The organism is Sphingomonas flavalba, assembly GCF_047553045.1.
GTDB lineage: Bacteria > Pseudomonadota > Alphaproteobacteria > Sphingomonadales > Sphingomonadaceae > Sphingomonas_L > Sphingomonas_L flavalba_A.
In genome coordinates, this window is sequence record NZ_CP180208.1 from 337,364 (window position 1) to 357,530 (window position 20,167).

At 64.1% G+C, this 20,167-nt stretch carries 16 protein-coding genes and 1 tRNA gene; 11 read left to right on the top strand and 6 right to left on the bottom strand.

What is annotated here, in order from left to right; all coding sequences use genetic code 11:
• Positions 1-326 precede the first annotated feature (326 nt).
• Complete coding sequence (locus ACMT1E_RS01650; RefSeq protein WP_414901828.1) at positions 327-2,483, top strand: TonB-dependent receptor; 2,157 nt, start codon at positions 327-329, stop codon at positions 2,481-2,483.
• On the top strand, positions 2,483-3,307 hold the full coding sequence (locus ACMT1E_RS01655; RefSeq protein ID WP_414901830.1) for a DUF1080 domain-containing protein: 825 nt from the start codon (positions 2,483-2,485) through the stop codon (positions 3,305-3,307). Before ACMT1E_RS01650 ends, ACMT1E_RS01655 begins: the two co-directional genes overlap by 1 nt.
• Before the next feature lie 11 nt (positions 3,308-3,318).
• Here the strand turns inward: ACMT1E_RS01655 and ACMT1E_RS01660 are convergent, their stop codons facing one another.
• The gene (locus tag ACMT1E_RS01660; protein WP_414901832.1) at positions 3,319-3,699 is read right to left on the bottom strand and encodes a Dabb family protein; all 381 of its coding nucleotides are present in this window, start codon (positions 3,697-3,699) and stop codon (positions 3,319-3,321) included.
• A gap of 180 nt (positions 3,700-3,879) precedes the next feature.
• On the opposite strand from ACMT1E_RS01660, the gene ACMT1E_RS01665 reads away from it, so the two are divergent.
• Both ACMT1E_RS01665 and ACMT1E_RS01670 read left to right on the top strand, forming a co-directional pair.
• Positions 3,880-4,797 carry a sugar phosphate isomerase/epimerase family protein gene (locus ACMT1E_RS01665; RefSeq protein ID WP_414901833.1) on the top strand — a complete coding sequence of 306 codons (918 nt, stop codon included), beginning with the start codon at positions 3,880-3,882 and terminating at the stop codon, positions 4,795-4,797.
• Between the two features lie 68 nt (positions 4,798-4,865).
• On the top strand, positions 4,866-5,825 hold the full coding sequence (locus tag ACMT1E_RS01670; RefSeq protein ID WP_414901835.1) for a sugar phosphate isomerase/epimerase family protein: 960 nt from the start codon (positions 4,866-4,868) through the stop codon (positions 5,823-5,825).
• A 53-nt stretch (positions 5,826-5,878) separates the two neighbouring features.
• On the opposite strand, the gene ACMT1E_RS01675 is transcribed toward ACMT1E_RS01670, so the two are convergent.
• Together ACMT1E_RS01675 and ACMT1E_RS01680 are read right to left on the bottom strand one after the other, a co-directional pair.
• On the bottom strand, positions 5,879-6,730 hold the full coding sequence (locus ACMT1E_RS01675) for an aldo/keto reductase (RefSeq protein ID WP_414901837.1): 852 nt from the start codon (positions 6,728-6,730) through the stop codon (positions 5,879-5,881).
• 120 nt (positions 6,731-6,850) lie between these two features.
• Complete coding sequence (locus ACMT1E_RS01680; RefSeq protein ID WP_414901838.1) at positions 6,851-8,032, bottom strand: glycosyltransferase family 4 protein; 1,182 nt, start codon at positions 8,030-8,032, stop codon at positions 6,851-6,853.
• Between the two features lie 145 nt (positions 8,033-8,177).
• On the opposite strand from ACMT1E_RS01680, the gene lon reads away from it, so the two are divergent.
• From lon to ACMT1E_RS01700, 4 genes are all read left to right on the top strand, one after another.
• Positions 8,178-10,583 (top strand): endopeptidase La, encoded by a 2,406-nt coding sequence (gene lon / locus ACMT1E_RS01685; protein WP_414901840.1) that lies wholly within the window; start codon positions 8,178-8,180, stop codon positions 10,581-10,583.
• A 153-nt stretch (positions 10,584-10,736) separates the two neighbouring features.
• Positions 10,737-11,009, top strand: coding sequence for an HU family DNA-binding protein (locus tag ACMT1E_RS01690; RefSeq protein ID WP_136161200.1), 273 nt, complete (start codon positions 10,737-10,739; stop codon positions 11,007-11,009).
• Between the two features lie 190 nt (positions 11,010-11,199).
• Positions 11,200-11,274 (top strand) — tRNA-Val (locus ACMT1E_RS01695).
• 262 nt (positions 11,275-11,536) lie between these two features.
• Positions 11,537-13,066 carry a catalase gene (locus ACMT1E_RS01700; protein WP_414901841.1) on the top strand — a complete coding sequence of 510 codons (1,530 nt, stop codon included), beginning with the start codon at positions 11,537-11,539 and terminating at the stop codon, positions 13,064-13,066.
• A 172-nt stretch (positions 13,067-13,238) separates the two neighbouring features.
• Here ACMT1E_RS01700 and purL read toward each other — a convergent pair whose 3' ends face one another.
• On the bottom strand, positions 13,239-15,437 hold the full coding sequence (purL, locus tag ACMT1E_RS01705; protein ID WP_414901842.1) for a phosphoribosylformylglycinamidine synthase subunit PurL: 2,199 nt from the start codon (positions 15,435-15,437) through the stop codon (positions 13,239-13,241).
• Positions 15,438-15,540: 103 nt separating this feature from the next.
• Between purL and ACMT1E_RS01710 the strand changes: the two genes are divergently transcribed.
• A complete protein-coding gene (locus ACMT1E_RS01710) occupies positions 15,541-15,999 on the top strand; it encodes a VOC family protein (protein WP_414901844.1) in 459 nt (152 codons plus the stop codon).
• Between the two features lie 13 nt (positions 16,000-16,012).
• Here ACMT1E_RS01710 and ACMT1E_RS01715 read toward each other — a convergent pair whose 3' ends face one another.
• A complete protein-coding gene (locus ACMT1E_RS01715; RefSeq protein WP_414901846.1) occupies positions 16,013-18,130 on the bottom strand; it encodes a putative bifunctional diguanylate cyclase/phosphodiesterase in 2,118 nt (705 codons plus the stop codon).
• A 124-nt stretch (positions 18,131-18,254) separates the two neighbouring features.
• Between ACMT1E_RS01715 and ACMT1E_RS01720 the strand changes: the two genes are divergently transcribed.
• A complete protein-coding gene (locus ACMT1E_RS01720; RefSeq protein ID WP_414901847.1) occupies positions 18,255-18,872 on the top strand; it encodes a hypothetical protein in 618 nt (205 codons plus the stop codon).
• 47 nt (positions 18,873-18,919) lie between these two features.
• Complete coding sequence (locus ACMT1E_RS01725) at positions 18,920-19,714, top strand: acyl-homoserine-lactone synthase (RefSeq protein WP_414901849.1); 795 nt, start codon at positions 18,920-18,922, stop codon at positions 19,712-19,714.
• 64 nt (positions 19,715-19,778) lie between these two features.
• On the opposite strand, the gene ACMT1E_RS01730 is transcribed toward ACMT1E_RS01725, so the two are convergent.
• Entirely contained in the window at positions 19,779-20,153 is a 375-nt protein-coding gene (locus tag ACMT1E_RS01730; protein ID WP_414901851.1) for a hypothetical protein, read from the bottom strand.
• Between the last annotated feature and the right edge of the window lie 14 nt (positions 20,154-20,167).

Here is a 20,167-nt window from a genome sequence, read left to right on the forward strand (position 1 = left end):
GCGTTGATTGCGGCGGCGTAGGGCGGGGTTTTCGCCGGGCGGAAAATGGGGCTTCCATTTTTGTGTAAAATGCGCGATGTAATCGTTACCATTTTGCACGCAGGTTAGTTGAAACGGCAAGCGACAGGCTGGAGTGTCTCATCATCGGGCAAGGAATGTAATCGATACCATAACGAAAGAGGGCGGCTACATGGTCGGGGTGATTGGCCCGGCCGCGGTGCCGCAAGGGCATGCTCTAGTGTCGCCTCCGGATGGTTTCGAGCGTTCCGATCACGAGAATGAGGCTGGCCTGGCTTTGCAGAGTAGGGTTTGAGAAGGGGAGGGTTATGATCAACTTTGAACGTATCGCTGGAAAACGGCGCTTTCTGGCAAGCGCGGCGGCTGTGATCGCGGTGGTCGTGCCGGCGGCGGCGATGGCGCAGGATGCCGCTCAGTCGGACGATGGCGGCATTGGCGAGATCGTCGTGACCGCAGAGCGGCGTGAGACTACGGTGCAGAAGACGCCGATCGCGATTTCCGTGCTGGATTCCGACGCGATCCGTCGTAACGGCGTGAACAGCCTGATCGATCTGTCGTCGCTGACGCCGAGCCTCAATTTCGCGCAGAACTCCGTCAACACGATCATCACGATTCGTGGCGTTTCGAGCCGCGACACAACCGAGATCGGCGATCCGGCCGTCTCGATCTCCACCGATGGTTTCTATTATCAGCGTCCGTTCGGCTTCAACGATACGCTGTATGATCTTGAGCGCGTTGAGGTGCTGCGTGGCCCGCAAGGCACGCTTTACGGTCGCAACGCGACCGGCGGCGCGATCAACTTCATTACCGCCAAGCCTGGCCGGGATTTCGGCGGCTTCGCCACCGTTGGTGTCGGCGCCTACAACCTCCTCACCGGCGAGGCGGCGGTCAATGTTCCGCTGGCCGACAACCTGCAGACCCGCACCTCGGTCTATTTTCAGCGGCGCGATGGCTACCGGAAAAACAACTATGTTGGTCGCGACGGCGATGACGCCGATTCAGTCTCGGTGCGCTTCCAACTCAACTTCGAGCCGACCGAGCGGCTGTCGATGCTGCTTTCGGCGCAGACAACCAATATCGGCGGGGTCGGTCCGACGATGTACGGTGTGCTGTTCAACGGGCCGGTCAACCACAATGTTCGCCCGGTGATCGACCGCAAGGGCTCCGTTCTCGGTTCGCCGCGGCAGAGCATCGACGGTGCCAACCGGTCGATCCAGCTGACCGTCAATTACGACATGGATTTCGCGACGCTGACCTATCTCGGCGGTTTCCGGAACCAGAAGTACCGGCAGGTCCGCGACCTCGACGGTGTGGCGAAGTCTGACGCCTATTTCCTGCCGAGCGAGGACGTGCGCGACTGGCAGCATGAATTGCGCGTCACGTCGAATGGTGACGGTCCGTTCAAGTGGCAGGCCGGCCTCTTCTATTTTGACGAAGACAACAACACCAACACCGATTTTTCGAGCTATACGAACCCGATCGCGCCCGGTGAGCCGGTCGCGCGCTTCATCTTCCGGTATCCGAGCGTGGTTGCCCGTTCCAAGGCGGCGTTCGCCCAGGCGTCCTACGAGATTGTGCCAGGCCTGTCGTTCGAAGCGGGCATCCGATTTTCGCGGGATTACAAGGCGCGGCGCGGTTTCTCGAACACGACGGGCACCGCGTATACCGGCGTCGGCAATGTTCCGACCGACGTCAATACGCGCAGTCGCAAGACCACGACCCATTTCGCCCTGCACTGGCAGGCCACCCCGTACAACCTGATCTATTTCAAGCGTGACACGGGGTATAAGGCCGGCGGCTTCAGCGATGTGCAGAACATCGGTAACGTCCCCTATGGGCCGGAAAACATCACGTCCTACGAGTTCGGCGCGAAGAACCGCTTTTTCGACAATGCGTTGCAGCTCAACCTGTCGGCCTATCGCTACGACTATCGCGACCAGCAGATCAGCCAGTTCAACAATGGCTTCACCGCGATCTTCAACGCCGGTAAGTCGCGGATCAAGGGTGTCGAGATCGAAGCGGTGGCACAGCCGGCGCCGGGCCTGCAGTTCGACGGGTCGATCGGCTATCTTGACGCCAAGTTCCTCGACTTCCTGGTCAGCAATGTTCAGTACGCCGGCAACCGGCCGCCGAGCTCGCCGAAATGGCAGCTGGGCGCGGGGCTCCAGTACGACATCCCGGTCGGCGAGGGCACGCTGACGCCGAGGGTGCAGACCCATTACGAGAGCCAGTCCTATCTTGCGTTCACCAATTACGAACGCGAGCGCAACCGGGCGTTCTCACGCACCGACCTGATGCTGACCTACAACGCGCCCGACCGGCGCTGGAGCCTGCAGGGTTACATCCGCAATCTTGAAAACAAGATCGTGATCACCTCGGCTTCGGCAAGCGGCCTGTTCGGTGCCTACACCTATCAGCTGGCTCCGCCGCGGACGTTCGGCGCCCGGCTGACCTACAACTTCTGATGAGCGTTACGCCGCGAACCCCGGCGCGGCGCGAACGGGCGGCCAGGGCATTGATTGCCCTGGCCGGCCTGGTCGCGCTGGGCAATGTCCAGCCGGACGCCGCCGAATGGCGTCCGCTGTTCAACGGGAAGAACCTCGACGGCTGGGTGGCGAAGGTCAATCATCACCCGGTGGGCGACAATGCCTACGGCACCTTCTCGGCGAGTGATGGTATCCTGCACGTCCGCTATGACGGCTATCCCAGCTTCTTCGACGAATTCTCGCATCTCATCTACAATCAATCTTTCTCCAGCTACCGGCTGCGCTTCGATTACCGCTTCGTTGGTACCGACACGCCTGGTGGGCCGCCGTGGAGCAAGCGCAACAGCGGCGTGATGATCTACGGCCAGTCGCCCGAGGGGATTGGCCGTGATCAACCCTTTCCGATCTCTATCGAAATCCAGTTGCTGAATGGCGAAGAGGGCAGCGGGCGCAGTACCGGCAATATCTGCACCCCCGGCACCAATGTCGAAGTCGATGGAAAGCGCGTGACTACGCACTGTATCCAGTCGAGTTCGCGCCCGTATTCCGGCGAAAACTGGGTTCACGTCGAGATCGAGGTGCGTTCAGGCCGTAGCACGACCGTAGAGGTCGATGGCATTCGCGTCGCGCAGTTCGACAAGCCGGAACTGGACCCGACCGACCTGACGGCGATGCCGGTCTATCTCGCCGCCGGGGCCAATTCGGTGGCGCTGACCTCCGGCTATATCTCGCTTCAGGGGGAAGGGCACCCGATCGACTTCCGCCGCATCGAGATTCGGGAGCTGGCCGACGACGCCCCCTGAGCGGAGCGGCGTTACTCGACAGCTTCGGAATCGTAGACGATCACGCGCTCCCAAAGCTGCGAATAATCGGCGACAAATTTCAGATGGATCGGGTCATCCTGATACGCGTCCTGATCGGCCTTGCTGTCGAATGCCAGCATCCACGACACCGCATAGGACCGGTCGATGACCGGCCGGTCGGTCCCGGCCGGCGTGCCGATGTGATAGGCCTTGATCGTCTTGATCCCGGTCAGGCTCCTGAGGCCCTCGATCAACTTGGCGCGATCATCGGGCTGGTCGGGCTGCTTGAGCCAGAAATAGACGTGATGAACGAACGGCTGGGAAAGTTCCGCCGCGAATGCGGGGGCGGCCATGGCGCCGGCGATCAATCCGGCGACGATCATGCTGGCCATTGGCCTGCGGATGTTTCCTCTCATCGGCCTTGCTCCATCAATGTAACCGATTACGTCATGATTGCGTCGGGCGGTGACTGTCAAGTCGACCATCGGTATGGAAGTCAGGCCGTCGACCGAGAGATTGACATTTGCTTTGCGGCGTAGGACGCTGATAACGATTACATTGGGATGGGGCGCATGGATAGACGGCAATTCATCACCGCATCGGCGCTGGGGCTTCTGGCGGGGGGGCTGGTTGCGCCTGCTGGGGTGTATGCGCGCCGGCCGCACCGGCGCTGGGGGTTGCAGCTGTTCACCGTCATTGCCCCTCTTGAACGCGATTTCGAAGCTACGGTTCGGACTGTCGCCGCCATAGGGTATAAGGAAGTCGAAACCGTTGGCAGCTTCGGACGCGACCCGCGACGAGTCCGCGATACGTTTGAGCGGTATGGTCTTGTCTCGCCGTCGCAGCACATCGCGTCCGACGCGCTTTATGCCTCATTCTCGGCGTGGACCCGGCGTGAGATCAGCACCGAGCAGAACCGGGCCAATTACGTCGCGGCGTTCCAACCCGACAATGCCGCTCGCCTCGTCGATGAAGCGATCGGCGTCGCCAAGGCGCTGGGGCAGCGTTATGTGGTCTGGCCGATCCTGCTCGCTCCGCATCTCGCCACGCGCGAGATGGTCGACGCATTTATCAAGGCGTTCAACGCCGCCGGGGCTGCCTGCGCGCGCGAAGGGCTGGTTTTCACCTTCCACAATCACGACCGGGAACTGGCCCGTCTCGGCGACGACGTGATCTATGATCTGTTGTTGCGTGGGACCGACCCGGAAACCGTGAAGATGGAGATGGATTTCTACTGGTTCCGAAAGGCGAATGCCGATCCGCTAGCCTATCTTGCCGGCTATCCCGGTCGGTTCCGGCTGGTCCACGTCAAGGACATGGCGCCCGATGGCGACTTCACTGTCGTTGGTGGCGGGATCATCGATCTGAAGCAGTTGATCGGCCGGGCCCGCGAAGCTGGGGTTGAGCATTTTTATGTCGAATATGATCGTTCGGCCGATCCTCTCAAGGAGGTTCGGGCGTCGTTCGCGTATCTGAATCGTATTCGCTGACCGGTTCGTTCGCGCGAAGGCGTGGCGGTCATGGTCGGTGCACAGGGGATTTGCAGGGAGTAGGATGAATGATGATCGATAGACGCCAGTTTCTCGCGCGCGCCGGTGCTACGGCGATGGTGCTCGGCGCGGCCCCGGCCCTGGCCGGTGGGCGGGCGCGGCAGTTCGGTGTCCAGCTCTTCTCGATTCCGAAGATGCTGGAGCAGGATTTCGCCGGGGCCATCACCTTTCTGGCGGAACTCGGCTATCGTGAGATCGAGACCTTCGGCCCATATACGTTCAGCGATCCGCAGCAGATCGCAAGCTGGAAACGGATCACGCCCGACCTCGGCTTTTCGGGAAGCGGCTTTTTCGGCAAGACGCTGGTTGAGGCGCTCGCCATCCTGAAGGGCAATGGCATGTCGGTGCCGTCGATGCACACCGACCTGCATACGCTAGAGGGGCGGATGGGCCAGCTGGCGGAGGCCGCCCACCAACTCGGTGCCGGTTATGTGACTCTCCCGTCGATCCCGGCGGACCGGCGCAAGTCACTCGACGACTACAAGCGCACGGCCGAGCTGTTCAACCGGGTCGGCGCGGAAGCCATTAAGCATGGCGTGAAATTCGCCTATCACAATCATGGCTACGGTCTGAAGCCGATGGACGGGCAGGTTCCGCTCGAACTGCTGTTGCAGGCCACCGATCCGGCGCTGGTTTTCCTGGAACTCGACATCTACTGGACCGTCGCCGGCGGCGCCGATCCGATCGATTACCTGAACCGTCATGGCAATCGCTATCGGCTGATGCATCTGAAAGACATGAAGCAGATTCATCATTTCGAGGGGGACGGCGGGACGCCTGACCAGTGGATCAAGCTTTTCCCCTACATGACCTATCTTGGCGACGGTGCCATCGCCCTGCCGGCGATCCTTTCGGCTGCCGAGCGTGTGGGCGTTGAGCATTATTTCGTCGAGCAGGACACTGTTGCCGACCCGCAAAAGGCGTTGCAGGCCAGTGCGGCGTATCTGCGGACGCTTGGTTTCAAATAGGCGCGAAAGCCAGGGCGCTCGCCCATCGGGCGGGCGCCCGTGCGCACGGGTGGTCAGGGGAGGGGCTGGCCGGTCGCCGCTTCCAGTAGGGTATACCAATCCTGCCGGGTCCACACCACGCGCCTGGCATCGGCCGCCCGCCGGATGCGTTCAGGTGCTTGCGAGCCGACGATGGGGATCGGCCGCGCCGGATGGGCCATTACCCACGCCAGGGCAATCGCGGCATCGTCCACGCCGTGCTGCGTGCCGAGGGCGCGCAGCGCTTTCGCGAGCGGTGCGGCGCATTGTTCCAGCCGACCGCCGCCGAGCGGCGACCAGGCGAGGACGGCGGCACGGCGGGTCATTGCGTCATCCAGTGTACCGTCGTGCAGCGGCTGGGGTTGCCACAGCGAAAATTCGACCTGCGTCGACCGAGTTGGCGCGCCGATGAATGCGTGTAGCGCGGCCGCTTCCGATGGCGCATAATTGGACAGGCCGACCGCGCCGATCTTACCGCTGGTTATCATGTCGTCGAGTGTCGCGGCCAGTTCGTCCGGCGCGGTCAGCCAGTCGCGGCGGTGGATCTGATACAGGTCGATCCGCTCAACCCCCAGGCGCCGCAGCGATCCGTCGAGCGCATCCAGCAAATAGGCGCGGGAGCTGTCATAGGGGATGCCGGGACGGATGCCGCCTTTCGTCGCCAGGCAGATGCGATCGCGCAGGCATGGCCGCTCGCGCAACGCCTGACCGAGCAGCGTTTCGGCCGCGCCGAAACCGTGGGATGGCTCACCGTAAATATCGGCGGTGTCGAACAGCGTGAACCCCGCCTCCAGCGCCGCGTCGATCCGTTCGCGCGGGGCGGCGCCCGCTTCGCACAACCGCCAGCTACCCCAGGCGATATCTGACACCAAAGGGTGGAATGACATGGTTGATATCCTTGCGCCGCCAGCGAGCCATTATTTGTAAACGATTTCAGAATACGATGCGACCGAAACCGGACGCGCGCCGGTTTGATGCGCGGAGTGTCGCGTAACCCGCTCGGTTGCTTACGGGACCGGGCTGGCGCGGGGTGGCGTACCGCCGGCGGCACGCTGGCGGACGAGGCGGAGATAGGTGTCGACCAGGGCCTGATTGACCTGATCCCAGCCGAAACGTTCGCTGATCCGCTCGCCGGCGTGGCCGGAGGCGGCGCGGGCCTGCGGCTTTTCGCAGTAATATTGCAACGCGTCGGCAAAGGCTTCGATCGCGCCGGGGCGGATCAGCCTGCCGTTGACCCCATCTAGCACCAGGCTCTGGCTGCCGGTGGCGACCGCCGCGACGACCGGAAGCCCGGCGGCCATCGCTTCCAGCGTCACGTTGCCGAACGTTTCGGTGACGGATGGGTTGAACAGCATGTCCATGGACGCGACGGCGCGGCCAAGGTCGCCGCCGCCCTGAAAGCCAGCGAACACCGCTTGCGGCAGCCGGCGCTGGAACCAGTCCCGCGCTGGCCCGTCGCCGACAACAAGGACCCGGTGGGGAACGCCGCGCCGTTCCAACTGGTCGACTGCGTCCGAAAACACGTCCAGCCCTTTTTCCATCACCAGCCGGCCGACGAAGCCAATCGTCACCGCGTCGTCGGCAATGCCCAATGATCGGCGCCAGGCAAGATCGCGGCGGGCGGGGTTGAAAACGGTGCGGTCCACCCCCCGCGTCCAGATGCCGACGTCGAAGCTCATCCGCTGTTCGCGCAGCAGTTGCGCCATCGATTCCGAAGGCGCCACAATCGCATCGCAGCGCCGGTAGAAGCGCCGCAGCATCGCCTCGACCAGCGGTTCCAGGAAGGCGAGGCCGTAATAGCGCGGATAGGTCTCGAACCGGGTGTGGACCGAGGCGACAACCGGAATGCTGCGCCGCCGCGCCAGGCTGACCGCGCGATGGCCGAGTATTTCCGGGCTGGCAACGTGGACGACATTGGGGGCGAAGGTAGCAATATCGCGGCGCACGCTGGGCGGAATCAGCAACGGTGCGCGGTATTCGGTACGGCCCGGAAAGGGCAGGGCGGGTATTCCGACCAGATCGCCGGTCGGTGGAAAAGCCGGGTTGGGCACGACCGGGGAATAGATGCGGACGGCAGCCCCCTGCCGGAGCAGATAGCCGACCAGCCGGTTCAGGGCCTGGTTCGCACCGTCGCGCACATAGTTGTAGTTGCCGCTGAACAGCGCGACGCGGAGGTGGGTGACGTCCATCTGCCGGCTTGTTAGGCGGATCATGCGCAAAATGCCACTGCCGCCATACGCTTTATATCCCGCCAACCATCCGCGTGATTGATGCCGCGCACCCGCACACCATATAAGGCGCGAACCGCACCGCGCAGGTGCCGCCGGAGTTTGCATGAAAACAGTTTATCCGATCCTTCCGCTTCGCGACATCGTGGTATTCCCGCAGATGATCGTGCCGCTGTTTGTCGGCCGCGAGAAGTCTGTCGCCGCGCTTGAGCAGGCGATGGCCACCGACAAGGAGATTTTCCTTGTCTCGCAGCTCGACCCGGCGGAGGACGACCCGCGCCGCGAGGACCTTTACGACCTCGGCGTGCTGGCGACGGTGCTGCAGTTGCTGAAACTGCCCGACGGCACAGTGCGCGTGCTGGTCGAGGGGCGCCACCGTGCGACCCTGCATAATCTGGAGGAGGAAGGCACCTATCTTGTCGCCACGATCGCCAAGGTCGAGGAGACGACGGTCGAGGGCAACGAGATCAAAGCGCTGATGCGCTCGGTTGTCGAGCAGTTCGAAAATTACGCCAAGCTCAACAAGAAGCTGCCGGCCGAAACCGCCGTGCAGCTCGCTGAGATCGACGATCCGTCGAAGCTCGCCGATGCGGTCGCCGCAAATATCTCGATCAAGGTGGCCGACAAACAGGCGCTGCTTGTCGAAAGCGATCCGGCCCGGCGGCTGGAGATGAGCTTTGCCTTCATGGAGGGCGAACTGGGCGTGCTGCAGGTCGAGAAGAAGATCCGCAGCCGCGTGAAGCGTCAGATGGAGAAGACGCAGCGCGAATACTATCTGAACGAGCAGTTGAAGGCCATCCAGCGCGAACTGGGCAGCGAAGGCGATGATGACGGTAACGAGATTGCCGAACTGGCGGCGCGGATCGCCAAGCTGAAGCTGTCCAAGGAGGCACGAGCCAAGGCGACGTCGGAGCTGAAGAAGCTGAAGACGATGGCGCCGATGTCGGCTGAGGCGACGGTCGTCCGCAATTATCTGGACGTGCTGCTCGGCCTGCCCTGGGGCAAGAAATCGAAGCTGAAGCGTGATATCGCAGAGGCGCAGCGCACGCTCGACGAGGATCATTACGCGCTGGAGAAGGTCAAGGACCGGATCGTCGAATATCTCGCGGTGCAGGCGCGGACCAACAAGCTGAAAGGGCCGATCCTCTGTCTCGTCGGCCCGCCTGGCGTCGGCAAGACGTCGCTCGGTCGCTCGATCGCCAAGGCGACGGGGCGCGAGTTCGTCCGCCAATCGCTGGGCGGCGTGCGCGATGAAGCGGAAATCCGCGGCCACCGGCGCACCTACATCGGTTCGTTGCCCGGCAAGATCGTCACCAACCTGAAAAAGGCGGGGGCATCGAACCCGTTGTTCCTGCTCGACGAGATCGACAAGCTGGGGCAGGATTTCCGTGGTGACCCCGCCTCGGCGCTGCTCGAGGTGCTCGACCCCGAACAGAACAACAAATTCCAGGACCACTATCTGGAAATCGACATTGATCTGTCGGACGTGATGTTCGTCACCACCGCCAATTCGCTGAACCTGCCGCAGCCGCTGCTCGACCGGATGGAAATCATCCGGCTGGAAGGCTATACGGAGGACGAGAAGGTTGAGATCGCCGAACGCCATCTGATCGCCAAGCAGGTCGAGGCGAGCGGGTTGAAGCCGGGCGAGTTCGTGCTGACCAACGCCGGGCTTCGCGATCTGATCCGCTATTACACCCGTGAGGCCGGTGTCCGCACGCTGGAGCGGGAGATCGCCCGGTTGGCCCGCAAGGCGCTTCGGCGCATTCTCGAAGGCAAGATCGAGAAGGTGGAGATCGGCCCGGACAACTTGGCCGACTATGCCGGCGTGCGGAAGTTTCGCCATGGCATCGGCGAGGAAGAGCATCAGATCGGCGCGGTGACCGGACTGGCGTGGACCGAAGTCGGCGGCGAATTGCTGACCATCGAGTCGGTGACGGTGCCGGGCAAGGGCGGCGCCCGCACCACCGGCAAGCTGGGTGAGGTAATGACCGAGTCGATCCAGGCGGCGCTCAGTTTCGTCAAGGCGCGTAGCCCGGCCTATGGCATCAAGCCCAGCCTGTTCGCGCGCAAGGACATTCATATCCACCTGCCGGAAGGCGCGGTGCCGAAGGACGGGCCTTCGGCCGGCATCGGCATCGTGACGTCGATCGTTTCGACGCTGACCGGCGTCGCGGTGCGCCGCGATGTGGCGATGACCGGAGAGGTGACCCTGCGCGGTCGGGTGCTGCCGATCGGCGGCCTGAAGGAGAAATTGCTGGCGGCGTTGCGCGGCGGGATAACTACCGTGTTGATTCCAAAGGATAATGAGAAGGATCTGGTCGAGATTCCGGCGAATATCGTTGACGGGCTGACCATCGTGCCGGTCGCCCATGTCGATGAGGTGCTGAAACTGGCGCTTACCGAGCCTCTGACCCCGATTGACTGGACGGAGGCGGATGAGCTGGCCGCGCAGCCGCCCGCTGCCCTGCCGCCGGTGGTTGGCGACGGTAGCGCCGGGCGGACGCATTGAGCGGGAACGATATGTGGGAAAAATAGGGTTGCCGCCGGCCATACGGTGTTTTTTGCCGCTTTTGCTTTGACAGGCACCGCAACACGCGCCTTACTGCCGCCCGGCTGAAAGCCATGATCCAATATTTAGCTCAATTTAGGGGGTTCCCAGGGCATGAATAAGCAAGAGCTGATCGGTGCCGTCGCGGACGGTTCGGGCCTGAGCAAGGCGGATGCCGGCAAGGCCGTCGAGGCCGTGTTCGACTCGATCGCCGCCGCTCTGAAGAAGGGTGACGAAGTGCGCCTCGTCGGCTTCGGGACCTTCTCGGTCAGCAAGCGCAAGGCGTCCACCGGCCGCAACCCGCGGACCGGCGAGCCGATGACCATCAAGGCGTCGAGCCAGCCGAAGTTCAAGGCGGGCAAGGGCCTGAAGGACTCGGTCAACTGATCGTTCGGCCGGCGCGGGGGCGACCCCCGCGCCGGCACCGTTCCGTCCGGCGCGATACGGGCTGGACAATCACGTGGCGGATGCTATTTCGCCGCGACCGGAGCGGTTAGGCCTTGCCTGATCCCTTTCGGTGCGGAGGGCGCCACCACGCGCCAGATGCGGGCAATCCCGCCTCCACGACCCGATATTTGGGCGCGTAGCTCAGTGGTAGAGCACACCCTTCACACGGGTGGGGTCGCAGGTTCAATCCCTGCCGCGCCCACCATCACTGAAGCATTTGATTGTATTTGGCCTGCTTGTGGCTTTGCGCGCCCGTTCTCGGTGACCATTTGAGCAGCCTCTGCTGCTTCGCTCGGTCGCCTGAGGCCGTTCGGATCGCTGGAATTATGACGTCGCACTTCTTTGTCCGAGGCGCGGCGCCGAATAGTCATCGGGTTTTTCGATAAGGGTGACAGTTTTTATGACGCTGGTGAATTGGCACCATGCGGCTAACAAAGACCGTCGTCATTTCGGAAGGAGAAGCTGCCATGACCAAGACACACCCCGACGCCGGCCAGTGTCCGGTTTCCCATCTGACGACGGCATTCGGTGCGCCGGTGCCCGATAATCAGGACAGCCTCACGGCCGGCGGGCGCGGGCCTTTGCTGGCTCAGGATGTTTGGCTCAACGAGAAGCTCGCCAATTTTGTGCGTGAGGTGGTCCCCGAGCGACGCATGCATGCCAAGGGATCGGGCGCTTTCGGCACGTTCACCGTGACCCAGGACATCAGCCGCTACACCCGCGCCAGCATTTTTTCAGAGATCGGCAAGAAGACCGAGATGTTCGCGCGCTTCACGACCGTCGCCGGCGAGCGCGGCGCCGCCGATGCCGAGCGCGACATTCGCGGCTTTGCGCTGAAATTCTACACCGACGAAGGCAATTGGGACATGGTCGGGAACAACACCCCGGTCTTTTTCCTGCGCGACCCGCGCAAATTCCCCGATCTTAACAAGGCAGTGAAGCGCGACCCGCGCACCAACATGCGTAGCGCCACCAATAATTGGGATTTCTGGACGCTGTTGCCCGAAGCCTTTCATCAGGTGACGATCGTGATGTCCGATCGGGGCCTGCCCAAAAGTTATCGCCACATGCATGGTTTCGGCAGCCATACCTACAGTTTCTGGAACGAGGCGGGCGAGCGCTTCTGGGTTAAATTCCACTTCAAGACCCGACAGGGCATTGACAATCTGAGCGATGCGGAGGCGGCGGCGCTGGTCGGCGACGACCGCGAATCGCACCAGCGCGATCTGTACGAGGCGATCGAGCGTGGCGACTTCCCGAAATGGACGATGTATGTCCAGATCATGCCGGAGGCGGACGCCGAAACCTATCGCTTCCACCCCTTCGACCTGACCAAGGTCTGGTACAAGGCCGATTATCCGCTGATCGAGGTCGGCGAGTTCGAGCTCAATCGCAACCCGGAAAATTTTTTCGCCGATGTCGAGCAGAGCGCTTTCGCGCCGTCTAATCTGGTGCCGGGAATCGGCGTGTCGCCCGACCGCATGCTCCAGGCGCGTCTGTTCAACTATGCGGATGCCCAGCGTTACCGGCTCGGCGTCAACTATCATCAGATTCCGGTCAACGCCGCGCGCTGCCCGGTGATGAGCAATCATCGCGACGGGGCGGGGCGGGTAGACGGCAATTACGGCAGTCGTCCGCATTATGAGCCGAACAGCTTCGGCCAGTGGCAGCAGCAGCCCGACTATGGCGAGCCGCCGCTGCGCATCAGCGGCGACGCGGCGCACTGGAATTTCCGCGATGACGACGACGATTACTTCACTCAGCCACGCAAGCTGTTCCAGCAGATGCGGCCGGAGCAGCAGCAGGTGCTGTTCGACAATACGGCGCGGGCGATGGGCGATGCACCAGCCTTCATAAAGCAGCGGCATATCGACAATTGCACCCGCTGCGACCCCGCTTACGGCGCCGGGGTCGCCGCCGCGCTTGCGATGAGCGCCCGTCCGGCGGCCGATCTTCCGGCGGAGCCGGAAACGCCGCCACAGAATTCGCGGCGCTGATCCATGCGCCCCTCCCTTTCGGGGGAGGGGCGCGGCTCGCGCGAAACGGAGCCGGATGCCAAGGACATTTGAAGCTGCATCCGCGCCAATCATCGTCAGCGGCTGGCGGAGCGTTACGCGTGCCGCATCGCTGGATGTCGGGCTGCGGAGAGCAGAGACAGTCTCAGGTCTCTCAATTGCCCATCAAGTCCGGGAAGAAGTTTTCGTGAGCGGAACGAAGGGTGGTGAGGGACAGGGCGACGGCATTTGCCGGGTCAGTGATGGCGTCGGCAGCTACTTGGCCTACCAGCAGGGCCTCTACGCCGGCGGCATCGGCCGCGGCGACGAGCGCGTCTGAGTCGGCGGTCGTCACCAGATAGCGGGCCTGATCCTCGCCGAAATACCAGTCGCGGGCGACGGTGCCGGCGGGCAGGGCGGCGAGCGCCGCGCCGAGATTGCCGGCAAGCGCCATTTCAGCGAGCGCGACGAGCAGGCCGCCGTCCGACAGGTCATGCACGGCGGTCAGCGTGCCGTCGGCGATGCGATCGCGGACGAAATCGCCGTTGCGGCGTTCAGCGGTCAGGTCGACCGGCGGCGGCGGGCCATCTTCTCGCCCGGCGATCTCGCGCAGCCACAGTGACTGGCCGAGATGGCCGGCGGTGGCGCCGATCAGCACGATCGCTTCGCCTTCCGCCTTGAACGCGACGGTCGCCGAGCGGCTCCAGTCGGCGAGCAGGCCGACGCCGCCGATCGCCGGGGTCGGCAGGATGGCGCTGGTCGTGCCGTCGTCGTTGCGGGTTTCGTTGTAGAGGCTGACATTGCCGCTGACGATCGGGAAGGCGAGTGCGGTGCACGCTTCCGCCATGCCCTCGATGCAGCCGACGAACTGGCCCATCACCTCCGGCCGCTGCGGGTTACCGAAATTCATGCAGTCGGTGGTGGCGAGCGGCGTCGCGCCGACGGCGGTCAGGTTGCGCCAGCATTCGGCGATCGCCTGCTTTCCGCCCTCATAGGGGTCGGCGTAGCAATAGCGCGGGGTGCAGTCGGTGCTGATCGCCAGACCTTTCTGCGTGCCGTGGACGCGAACGACCGCGGCGTCGCCGCCGGGGCGCTGGACGGTGTCGGCGCCGACCATGTGGTCGTATTGTTCCCAGATCCAGCGCCGGCTGGCGAGGTCCGGCGACGCCATCAGTTTCAGCAGGTCGGCGGCGATGTCGGTCGAAGCCGGCACGTCGGTGAGCGGCGCCGGCTTCGGCGTCGGGACATGGGGGCGGTCGTAGAGCGGGGCGGAATCGGCGAGGGGGGCGAGCGGGATGTCGGCGACGGTCTCGCCCCGCCAGTTGAGGACCATGCGACCGGTGGTTGTCACCTGGCCTATCACGGCAAAATCAAGTTCCCACTTACGAAAGATCGCTTCCGCTTCCGCCTCGCGGCCGGGCTGTAGGACCATCAGCATGCGTTCCTGGGATTCGGACAGCATCATTTCGTAGGGGGTCATCCCTTCTTCGCGGCAGGGGACGGCGTCCATGTCGAGGACGATGCCGACGCCGCCCTTCGACGCCATTTCGACGCTGGACGAGGTCAGGCCGGCGGCGCCCATGTCCTGGATCGCGACGATCGCGTCGGAGGCCATCAGTTCGAGGCAGGCCTCGATCAGCAGTTTCTCGGTGAACGGATCGCCGACCTGTACGGTCGGGCGCTTTTCTTCCGAATCCTCGGAGAATTCGGCCGACGCCATCGTCGCGCCGTGGATGCCGTCGCGGCCGGTCTTGGAGCCGACATAGACGATCGGATTGCCGGCGCCGGACGCGGCGGAATAGAATATCTTCGCGGTTTCAGCGACGCCGACGGTCATCGCGTTGACGAGGATGTTGCCGTCATAGGCGCGGTGGAAATTCACCTCGCCGCCGACCGTCGGCACGCCGACGCAATTGCCGTAGCCGCCGATGCCGTGGACGACACCGGCGATCAGGTGACGCATCTTCGGGTGGTCGGGCCGGCCGAAACGCAAAGCGTTCAGGTTGGCGACCGGGCGCGCGCCCATCGTGAACACGTCGCGCAGGATGCCGCCGACACCGGTCGCCGCGCCTTGATAGGGTTCGATGTAGGACGGGTGGTTGTGGCTCTCCATCTTGAAGATCGCCGCCTGCCCGTCGCCGATATCGACGACGCCGGCATTTTCGCCGGGGCCGCAGATGACCTGTGGGCCGGTGGTCGGCAGCTTCTTCAGATGCAGGCGCGACGACTTGTAGGAGCAGTGTTCCGACCACATGACGGAGAAGATGCCGAGTTCCGTCAGGTTGGGCGTGCGGCCCAGCGCGGCGAGGACGCGGTCATATTCTTCCGGCGAAAGCCCGTGTTCGGCGACGATGTCTGGCGTGATCTCGGTCATGGGCCGATCCGGTAGCCTGCCGCGACGGCCCTGTCAGCCTGAATTGCGGCGACGGTGGAAAGCGGCGATGCTTCGCCCCGTTCCGAATCGCAGGAGAGCAACGATGGCGCGGCCGATCCCCGAGGGGTTTCATACCCTCACCCCCTATCTGACCGTCGACGATGCCGATGGCGCGATCCGTTGGTATGGGGCGGTGTTCGACGCGGTCGAACTGTTCCGGCTGCCGTGGGGCGACAAGATCGGCCATGCCGAGATTCGCATCGGTGATTCGCATATGATGCTGGCCGACGAGTCCCCGGAGAGCGACACGCGCAGTCCACGCGGGCTGGGCGGGACGACCGGCACCCTGTTGCTGTATGTCACGGATGTCGACGCGGTGTTCGCGCGCGCCGTCGCCGCCGGGGCGACCGCGCTGCGGCCGGTCGAGGATCAGTTCTACGGCGATCGCGCCGGGCGGTTGCGCGACCCGTTCGGCCATGAATGGATGCTGGCCACCCATATCGAGGACGTTTCCCCCGAGGAGATGGAGCGGCGGATGGCCGGCATGGCGCCGGAATGCTGATTGCGGCGGGCGATCAGGAGGCGATGCGGCGGGCGCCGGTGAGCAGTTCGGTCACCACTTCCGCCGGTGACGGATAGCCGAACAGGAAACCCTGGCCGACGGTGCAGCCGTGGCGTTTCAGGAAGGCGGCCTGGCGGCGGGTTTCCACCCCTTCGGCTACGACGGTCATGCCGAGCGAGTGGCCGAGCTTGATGATCGCCGAGACGATCGCGCCGCTGTCGGTGCCGTTGCCGGTTTCGCCGAACAGATCCATGATGAAGCTGCGGTCTATCTTCAGCGCGTCGACCGGAATTTCGCGCAGGTGGGTCAGCGATGCGTAGCCGGTGCCGAAATCGTCGAGCGAGATGCCGAAGCCTTCGTGCTTCAGTTCCAGAATCATCTGGCTGACCAGCGGCGCGGCGCGGCCGACGAACACGTCCTCGTTGACTTCAATGCAGAAGCGGTCGCGCGGGATGCCGGCACCGTCGGCATGGGCGATCAGCCGCTGAATGAAGTCGCGGTTGCGGAATTCGGCGGTCGAGGCGTTGATCGACATCACGCCGAAATCCAGGCCCTGAGCGCGCCACATCTTCATGTCGGCGACGATCATGTTCAGCATTTCGATACCGATCGCTTCGGCAACCTCGAAGTCCTGGAATGCTTCGTAGATCGTGCCGGGCAGACAGATCGCGCCGCTGCGGTCGCGCCGGCGCAGCAGCGCCTCGAAGCCGAGCACCGCGCCGGTTTCCAGCGAATATTGCGGCTGGTAGTAGGGGAGCAGCCGGCCGTTCTCCACCGCTTCACGGCCGAGGTTGATCATCGCGACCCGGCGCTGCATCGCGTTTTTCATCTTCGGTTCGAAGGCGAGGTAGCGGCCGCGGCCGGTGTTCTTCACCTCGTAAAGCGCGATGTCGGCGTGCTTGAACAGTTCCGACGCGTTGTTCGCCTGGGTCGGGAAGATCGCCCAGCCGGCACTGGCCCGGCAGTCGAAATCGCGGCCGTCGAGCTTGATCGGGGTTTTCAGCCCGGCGAAGATCGCTTCGATCAGGTCTTCCATGACCTTCGGGCTTTCGAGGTTGGGCAGCAGCACCGCGAATTCGTCGCCGCCGAGACGGGCGATCGTCCCTTCGACGAACACGCTGTTCTGCAGCACCTTGGCGAACTGCATCAGCAGCCGGTCGCCGGCGTCGTGGCCGAACAGGTCGTTGACGTCCTTGAAATGGTCGAGGTCGAGGACCATCAGCCCGACCCGGCTCATATCAAGCGCGGCATGGGCGATCACTTCGTCCAGCCGGCGGTTGAACAGCGCGCGGTTGGGCAGCGCGGTCAGCGAATCATGCTCCGCCGCCCAGCGGGTCTCGATTTCCTGGAGGACGATTTCGTGAATGTCCTCGGTATAGCCGTACCACTGGAGAACGGTGCCGCTTTCGTCGCGCAGCGGGAAGCATTGCGAGCGCATCCACCGATATTCGCCGCTGGCGACGCGGAAGCGCAGGCGCACGTCGGTCGCCTCGCCGAGCATCATCGCCCGGCCGACCGTCGCCTGCATCTTTTCGAGGTCTTCGGGGTGGATGACCTTCATCCAGCCGAGGAAGCCGAGCGCCTCCTCCTCTTTCAGCCCGACCAGCTTCAGATAGCGTTCGGTGACGGCGGTGACGCCCTTATCCTGTTCCGCCAGCCAGGGCAGCTGCGGGTTGAGATCGACCGTCTGCCACAGATGCTTGTTGCGGCGGCGCAACTGGGCGATTTCCTCGCGTTCCTGGGTGCGGTCGACGATCGTCGCGACCAGCACCCGCTGATCCGCCGTGCCGCCAAGGCTTAGGGTGATGTCGCTGTGGACAACCGCTTCGTCGACCAGCCAGCCGACGGCGAGCCGGGCACCCTGCCCGGCGAGGGCCTGCCGAATAGCGGCGAACAGCGCGGCGCGGTCCGCGGGCGCGACCAGCCGGAGCAAGGCCCGTGCGGTGGGTGCCGGCCCGATTTTCAGCAGGGCGGCGGCGATCGGATCGACCTGCGCCGACGCGTCCAGCCCGGTCAGCCGGCATTGCCCGACGCCGGCCAGTGCCAGCGCCGTTGCCATGGCGTCTTGCGCCGCCGGAGCGGCAGAGCCGGGGCCGAACCAGTCGGCCGGGGAGGGCGGATCGTTCTTCAATGGTGCACTCGTCCGTGCGGTTTAGTGAACAAGATTTAAGGGAGGCTTACCGGCGGCGCGCAAACCGGCTGTTAACCAGGGCGGTCTATCGCGGGACGACAGTGTTTCACGGGAGGCCTGACGCATGGCCGTTCACGCCGCAGCCGGCGGCCCGCCGCCATCGGCCTATCCCCGCCTTCGCACGGCGGTGATTATCGAAAACAGCCTGGAGACGCTGGTTGGCGCCTTCGCCGAGGCGCTGCGCGAGGACGGCATTGCCGGCCATGTCTGCGCCCGCGTCGGCGACGGGGCGGCGCAGGCGCTGTTCGGCGACATGCCCGAACTGGTTCTTTTGAATGACAACACCGATGTGGCCTGCGACGATGACGGTTTGATCGTCCGCCTGTCCGCGCCGCCTTCGGCCGAAGCGCGGGCGCGGGTGCGCGGCTATGCCGTGCTCTACGCGGCGCGGGGGGTGGAGCTGCACGCGATTGCGTCGCAACCGGCGACGGCCTGCGGCCTGACAGTGCGCCAGCGTTTCATTCTGGGACGGCTGTTGCTCGGCGATTGCCCGGACGAAATCGCCGCGGCAAGCGGGGCAAGTGTGGCGGCGATCCGCGACGCAACGCGCCGTGCGGCGGCGATCCTGGGTGCGAAGAATCAGCAGGACGCGGTGGCAATCGCCGCCCGGCGCGGGCTGCTTCTTACCACAGAGACTCGATTTCCCGCTTTATCCCCCCGAAATATTGCCTATTATTCCTGAAACCGTCGCGCGTCGGCGGCTGGAGGGCGGGTGTAGTGCTGCATTTGGTGACGAGGGAGAATCGCTCGCTCTACGAGCGTGAACTCGACGATCTGTTTCGTCGCCGCAAGACGGTATTCGTCGATGAACTGGGCTGGCACCTGCCGGTGACCGCGGATGGCCGCGAAATCGACGGTTATGATGATGATCTGGCGATTTACGGCATTGGTTTCGACAGCGCCGGGCGGGTGACGATGTCCGGCCGGTACCGGCCGACCGCCGACCGTTCGATGCTGGTCGACGTGTTCCCGGACGCGCTGGCCGATGGCCCGGACGGGCTGAACGGCCCGGATGTTTGGGAGTTCAGCCGCGGGTTCTGCCTGGAGACCGGCGGGCGCGACCATAACCGCCGCCGACGCGCGATGTTGATGCTGACGCCGCTGGAAGTGGCACTGGCCCGCGGCATCAAAAGCTATGTCGCCTTTTCGGAGGTGCGGTTGCTGCCGTTGTTCATCAGCATGGGCTGGCGCGTGCGGCTGCTCGGCGACCCGGTATCCTATGGCGAGGGCGAGGGCATTGCCTATCGCGTCGAGGTGTCGGAGGAAGCGGTGCGCGAAATGCGCGAAAGCTATGGCCTGCCGGCGCCGGCCCATATCCACCTGTTGCCCGACCCGACCGACACCCGCAGCGTCCATGAACGGGCGCGGGAGATTGCCGAGCGCAACCCGGCCTATGCGCGGATGATGCCGCAGCCCGACGACCGACCCTATGTCGCCCACATCGGCGTCCGGCCGATCGACGAGGCGGTGCTGCGCCGGCGCGCGGTCGCCTGGACCCGCCAGAACCAGCACATCGTCGGCTGAGCGCCATGAAAAAGGCCGGCGGATCGCTCCGCCGGCCGTTATGCCTTGAATGGCGTGGCGGTTCTTAGCTCTTGCAGCTTTGCGGCGCGTCGCCGTTGATGCCGATGTTGACCGTCTCTCCGGTGCCGGAGATCGACCAGCCGTTGCCGGACATCGCCTCGCCCTCGGTCTCCGCGGTCACGTGCGCGGGCAGATCGGTGCGCTGCAGGCGCAGGTTGGCCGATTTGTCGTCCGACATGAAGTCGACATAGACGACGCGGTTGTCCTTGCAGCGATAGCTGACGCTGGACTTGACCGACGGCGGCAGCTCGACGGGCGGCGCGTTGGCCAGCTCGGTCGCCATCGGATCGGGGTTGGTGTCGAGGACCTCGGGCTTGCTGTCACAGGCGGCGAGGGTGAGGAGAGCCGCTACGGCGGCGAGGGGAAGGGTGTGCTTCATGGCGGGGGCACCCT

Excerpts from the sequence above, each read along its gene's own strand:
- ACMT1E_RS01650 (WP_414901828.1), top strand. The coding sequence starts at position 327 with ATGATCAACTTTGAACGTATCGCTGGAAAACGGCGCTTTCTGGCAAGC.
- ACMT1E_RS01655 (WP_414901830.1), top strand. The coding sequence starts at position 2,483 with ATGAGCGTTACGCCGCGAACCCCGGCGCGGCGCGAACGGGCGGCCAGG.
- ACMT1E_RS01660 (WP_414901832.1), bottom strand. The coding sequence starts at position 3,699 with ATGGCCAGCATGATCGTCGCCGGATTGATCGCCGGCGCCATGGCCGCC.
- ACMT1E_RS01665 (WP_414901833.1), top strand. The coding sequence starts at position 3,880 with ATGGATAGACGGCAATTCATCACCGCATCGGCGCTGGGGCTTCTGGCG.
- ACMT1E_RS01670 (WP_414901835.1), top strand. The coding sequence starts at position 4,866 with ATGATGATCGATAGACGCCAGTTTCTCGCGCGCGCCGGTGCTACGGCG.
- ACMT1E_RS01675 (WP_414901837.1), bottom strand. The coding sequence starts at position 6,730 with ATGTCATTCCACCCTTTGGTGTCAGATATCGCCTGGGGTAGCTGGCGG.
- ACMT1E_RS01680 (WP_414901838.1), bottom strand. The coding sequence starts at position 8,032 with ATGGACGTCACCCACCTCCGCGTCGCGCTGTTCAGCGGCAACTACAAC.
- lon (WP_414901840.1), top strand. The coding sequence starts at position 8,178 with ATGAAAACAGTTTATCCGATCCTTCCGCTTCGCGACATCGTGGTATTC.
- ACMT1E_RS01690 (WP_136161200.1), top strand. The coding sequence starts at position 10,737 with ATGAATAAGCAAGAGCTGATCGGTGCCGTCGCGGACGGTTCGGGCCTG.
- ACMT1E_RS01700 (WP_414901841.1), top strand. The coding sequence starts at position 11,537 with ATGACCAAGACACACCCCGACGCCGGCCAGTGTCCGGTTTCCCATCTG.
- purL (WP_414901842.1), bottom strand. The coding sequence starts at position 15,437 with ATGACCGAGATCACGCCAGACATCGTCGCCGAACACGGGCTTTCGCCG.
- ACMT1E_RS01710 (WP_414901844.1), top strand. The coding sequence starts at position 15,541 with ATGGCGCGGCCGATCCCCGAGGGGTTTCATACCCTCACCCCCTATCTG.
- ACMT1E_RS01720 (WP_414901847.1), top strand. The coding sequence starts at position 18,255 with ATGGCCGTTCACGCCGCAGCCGGCGGCCCGCCGCCATCGGCCTATCCC.
- ACMT1E_RS01730 (WP_414901851.1), bottom strand. The coding sequence starts at position 20,153 with ATGAAGCACACCCTTCCCCTCGCCGCCGTAGCGGCTCTCCTCACCCTC.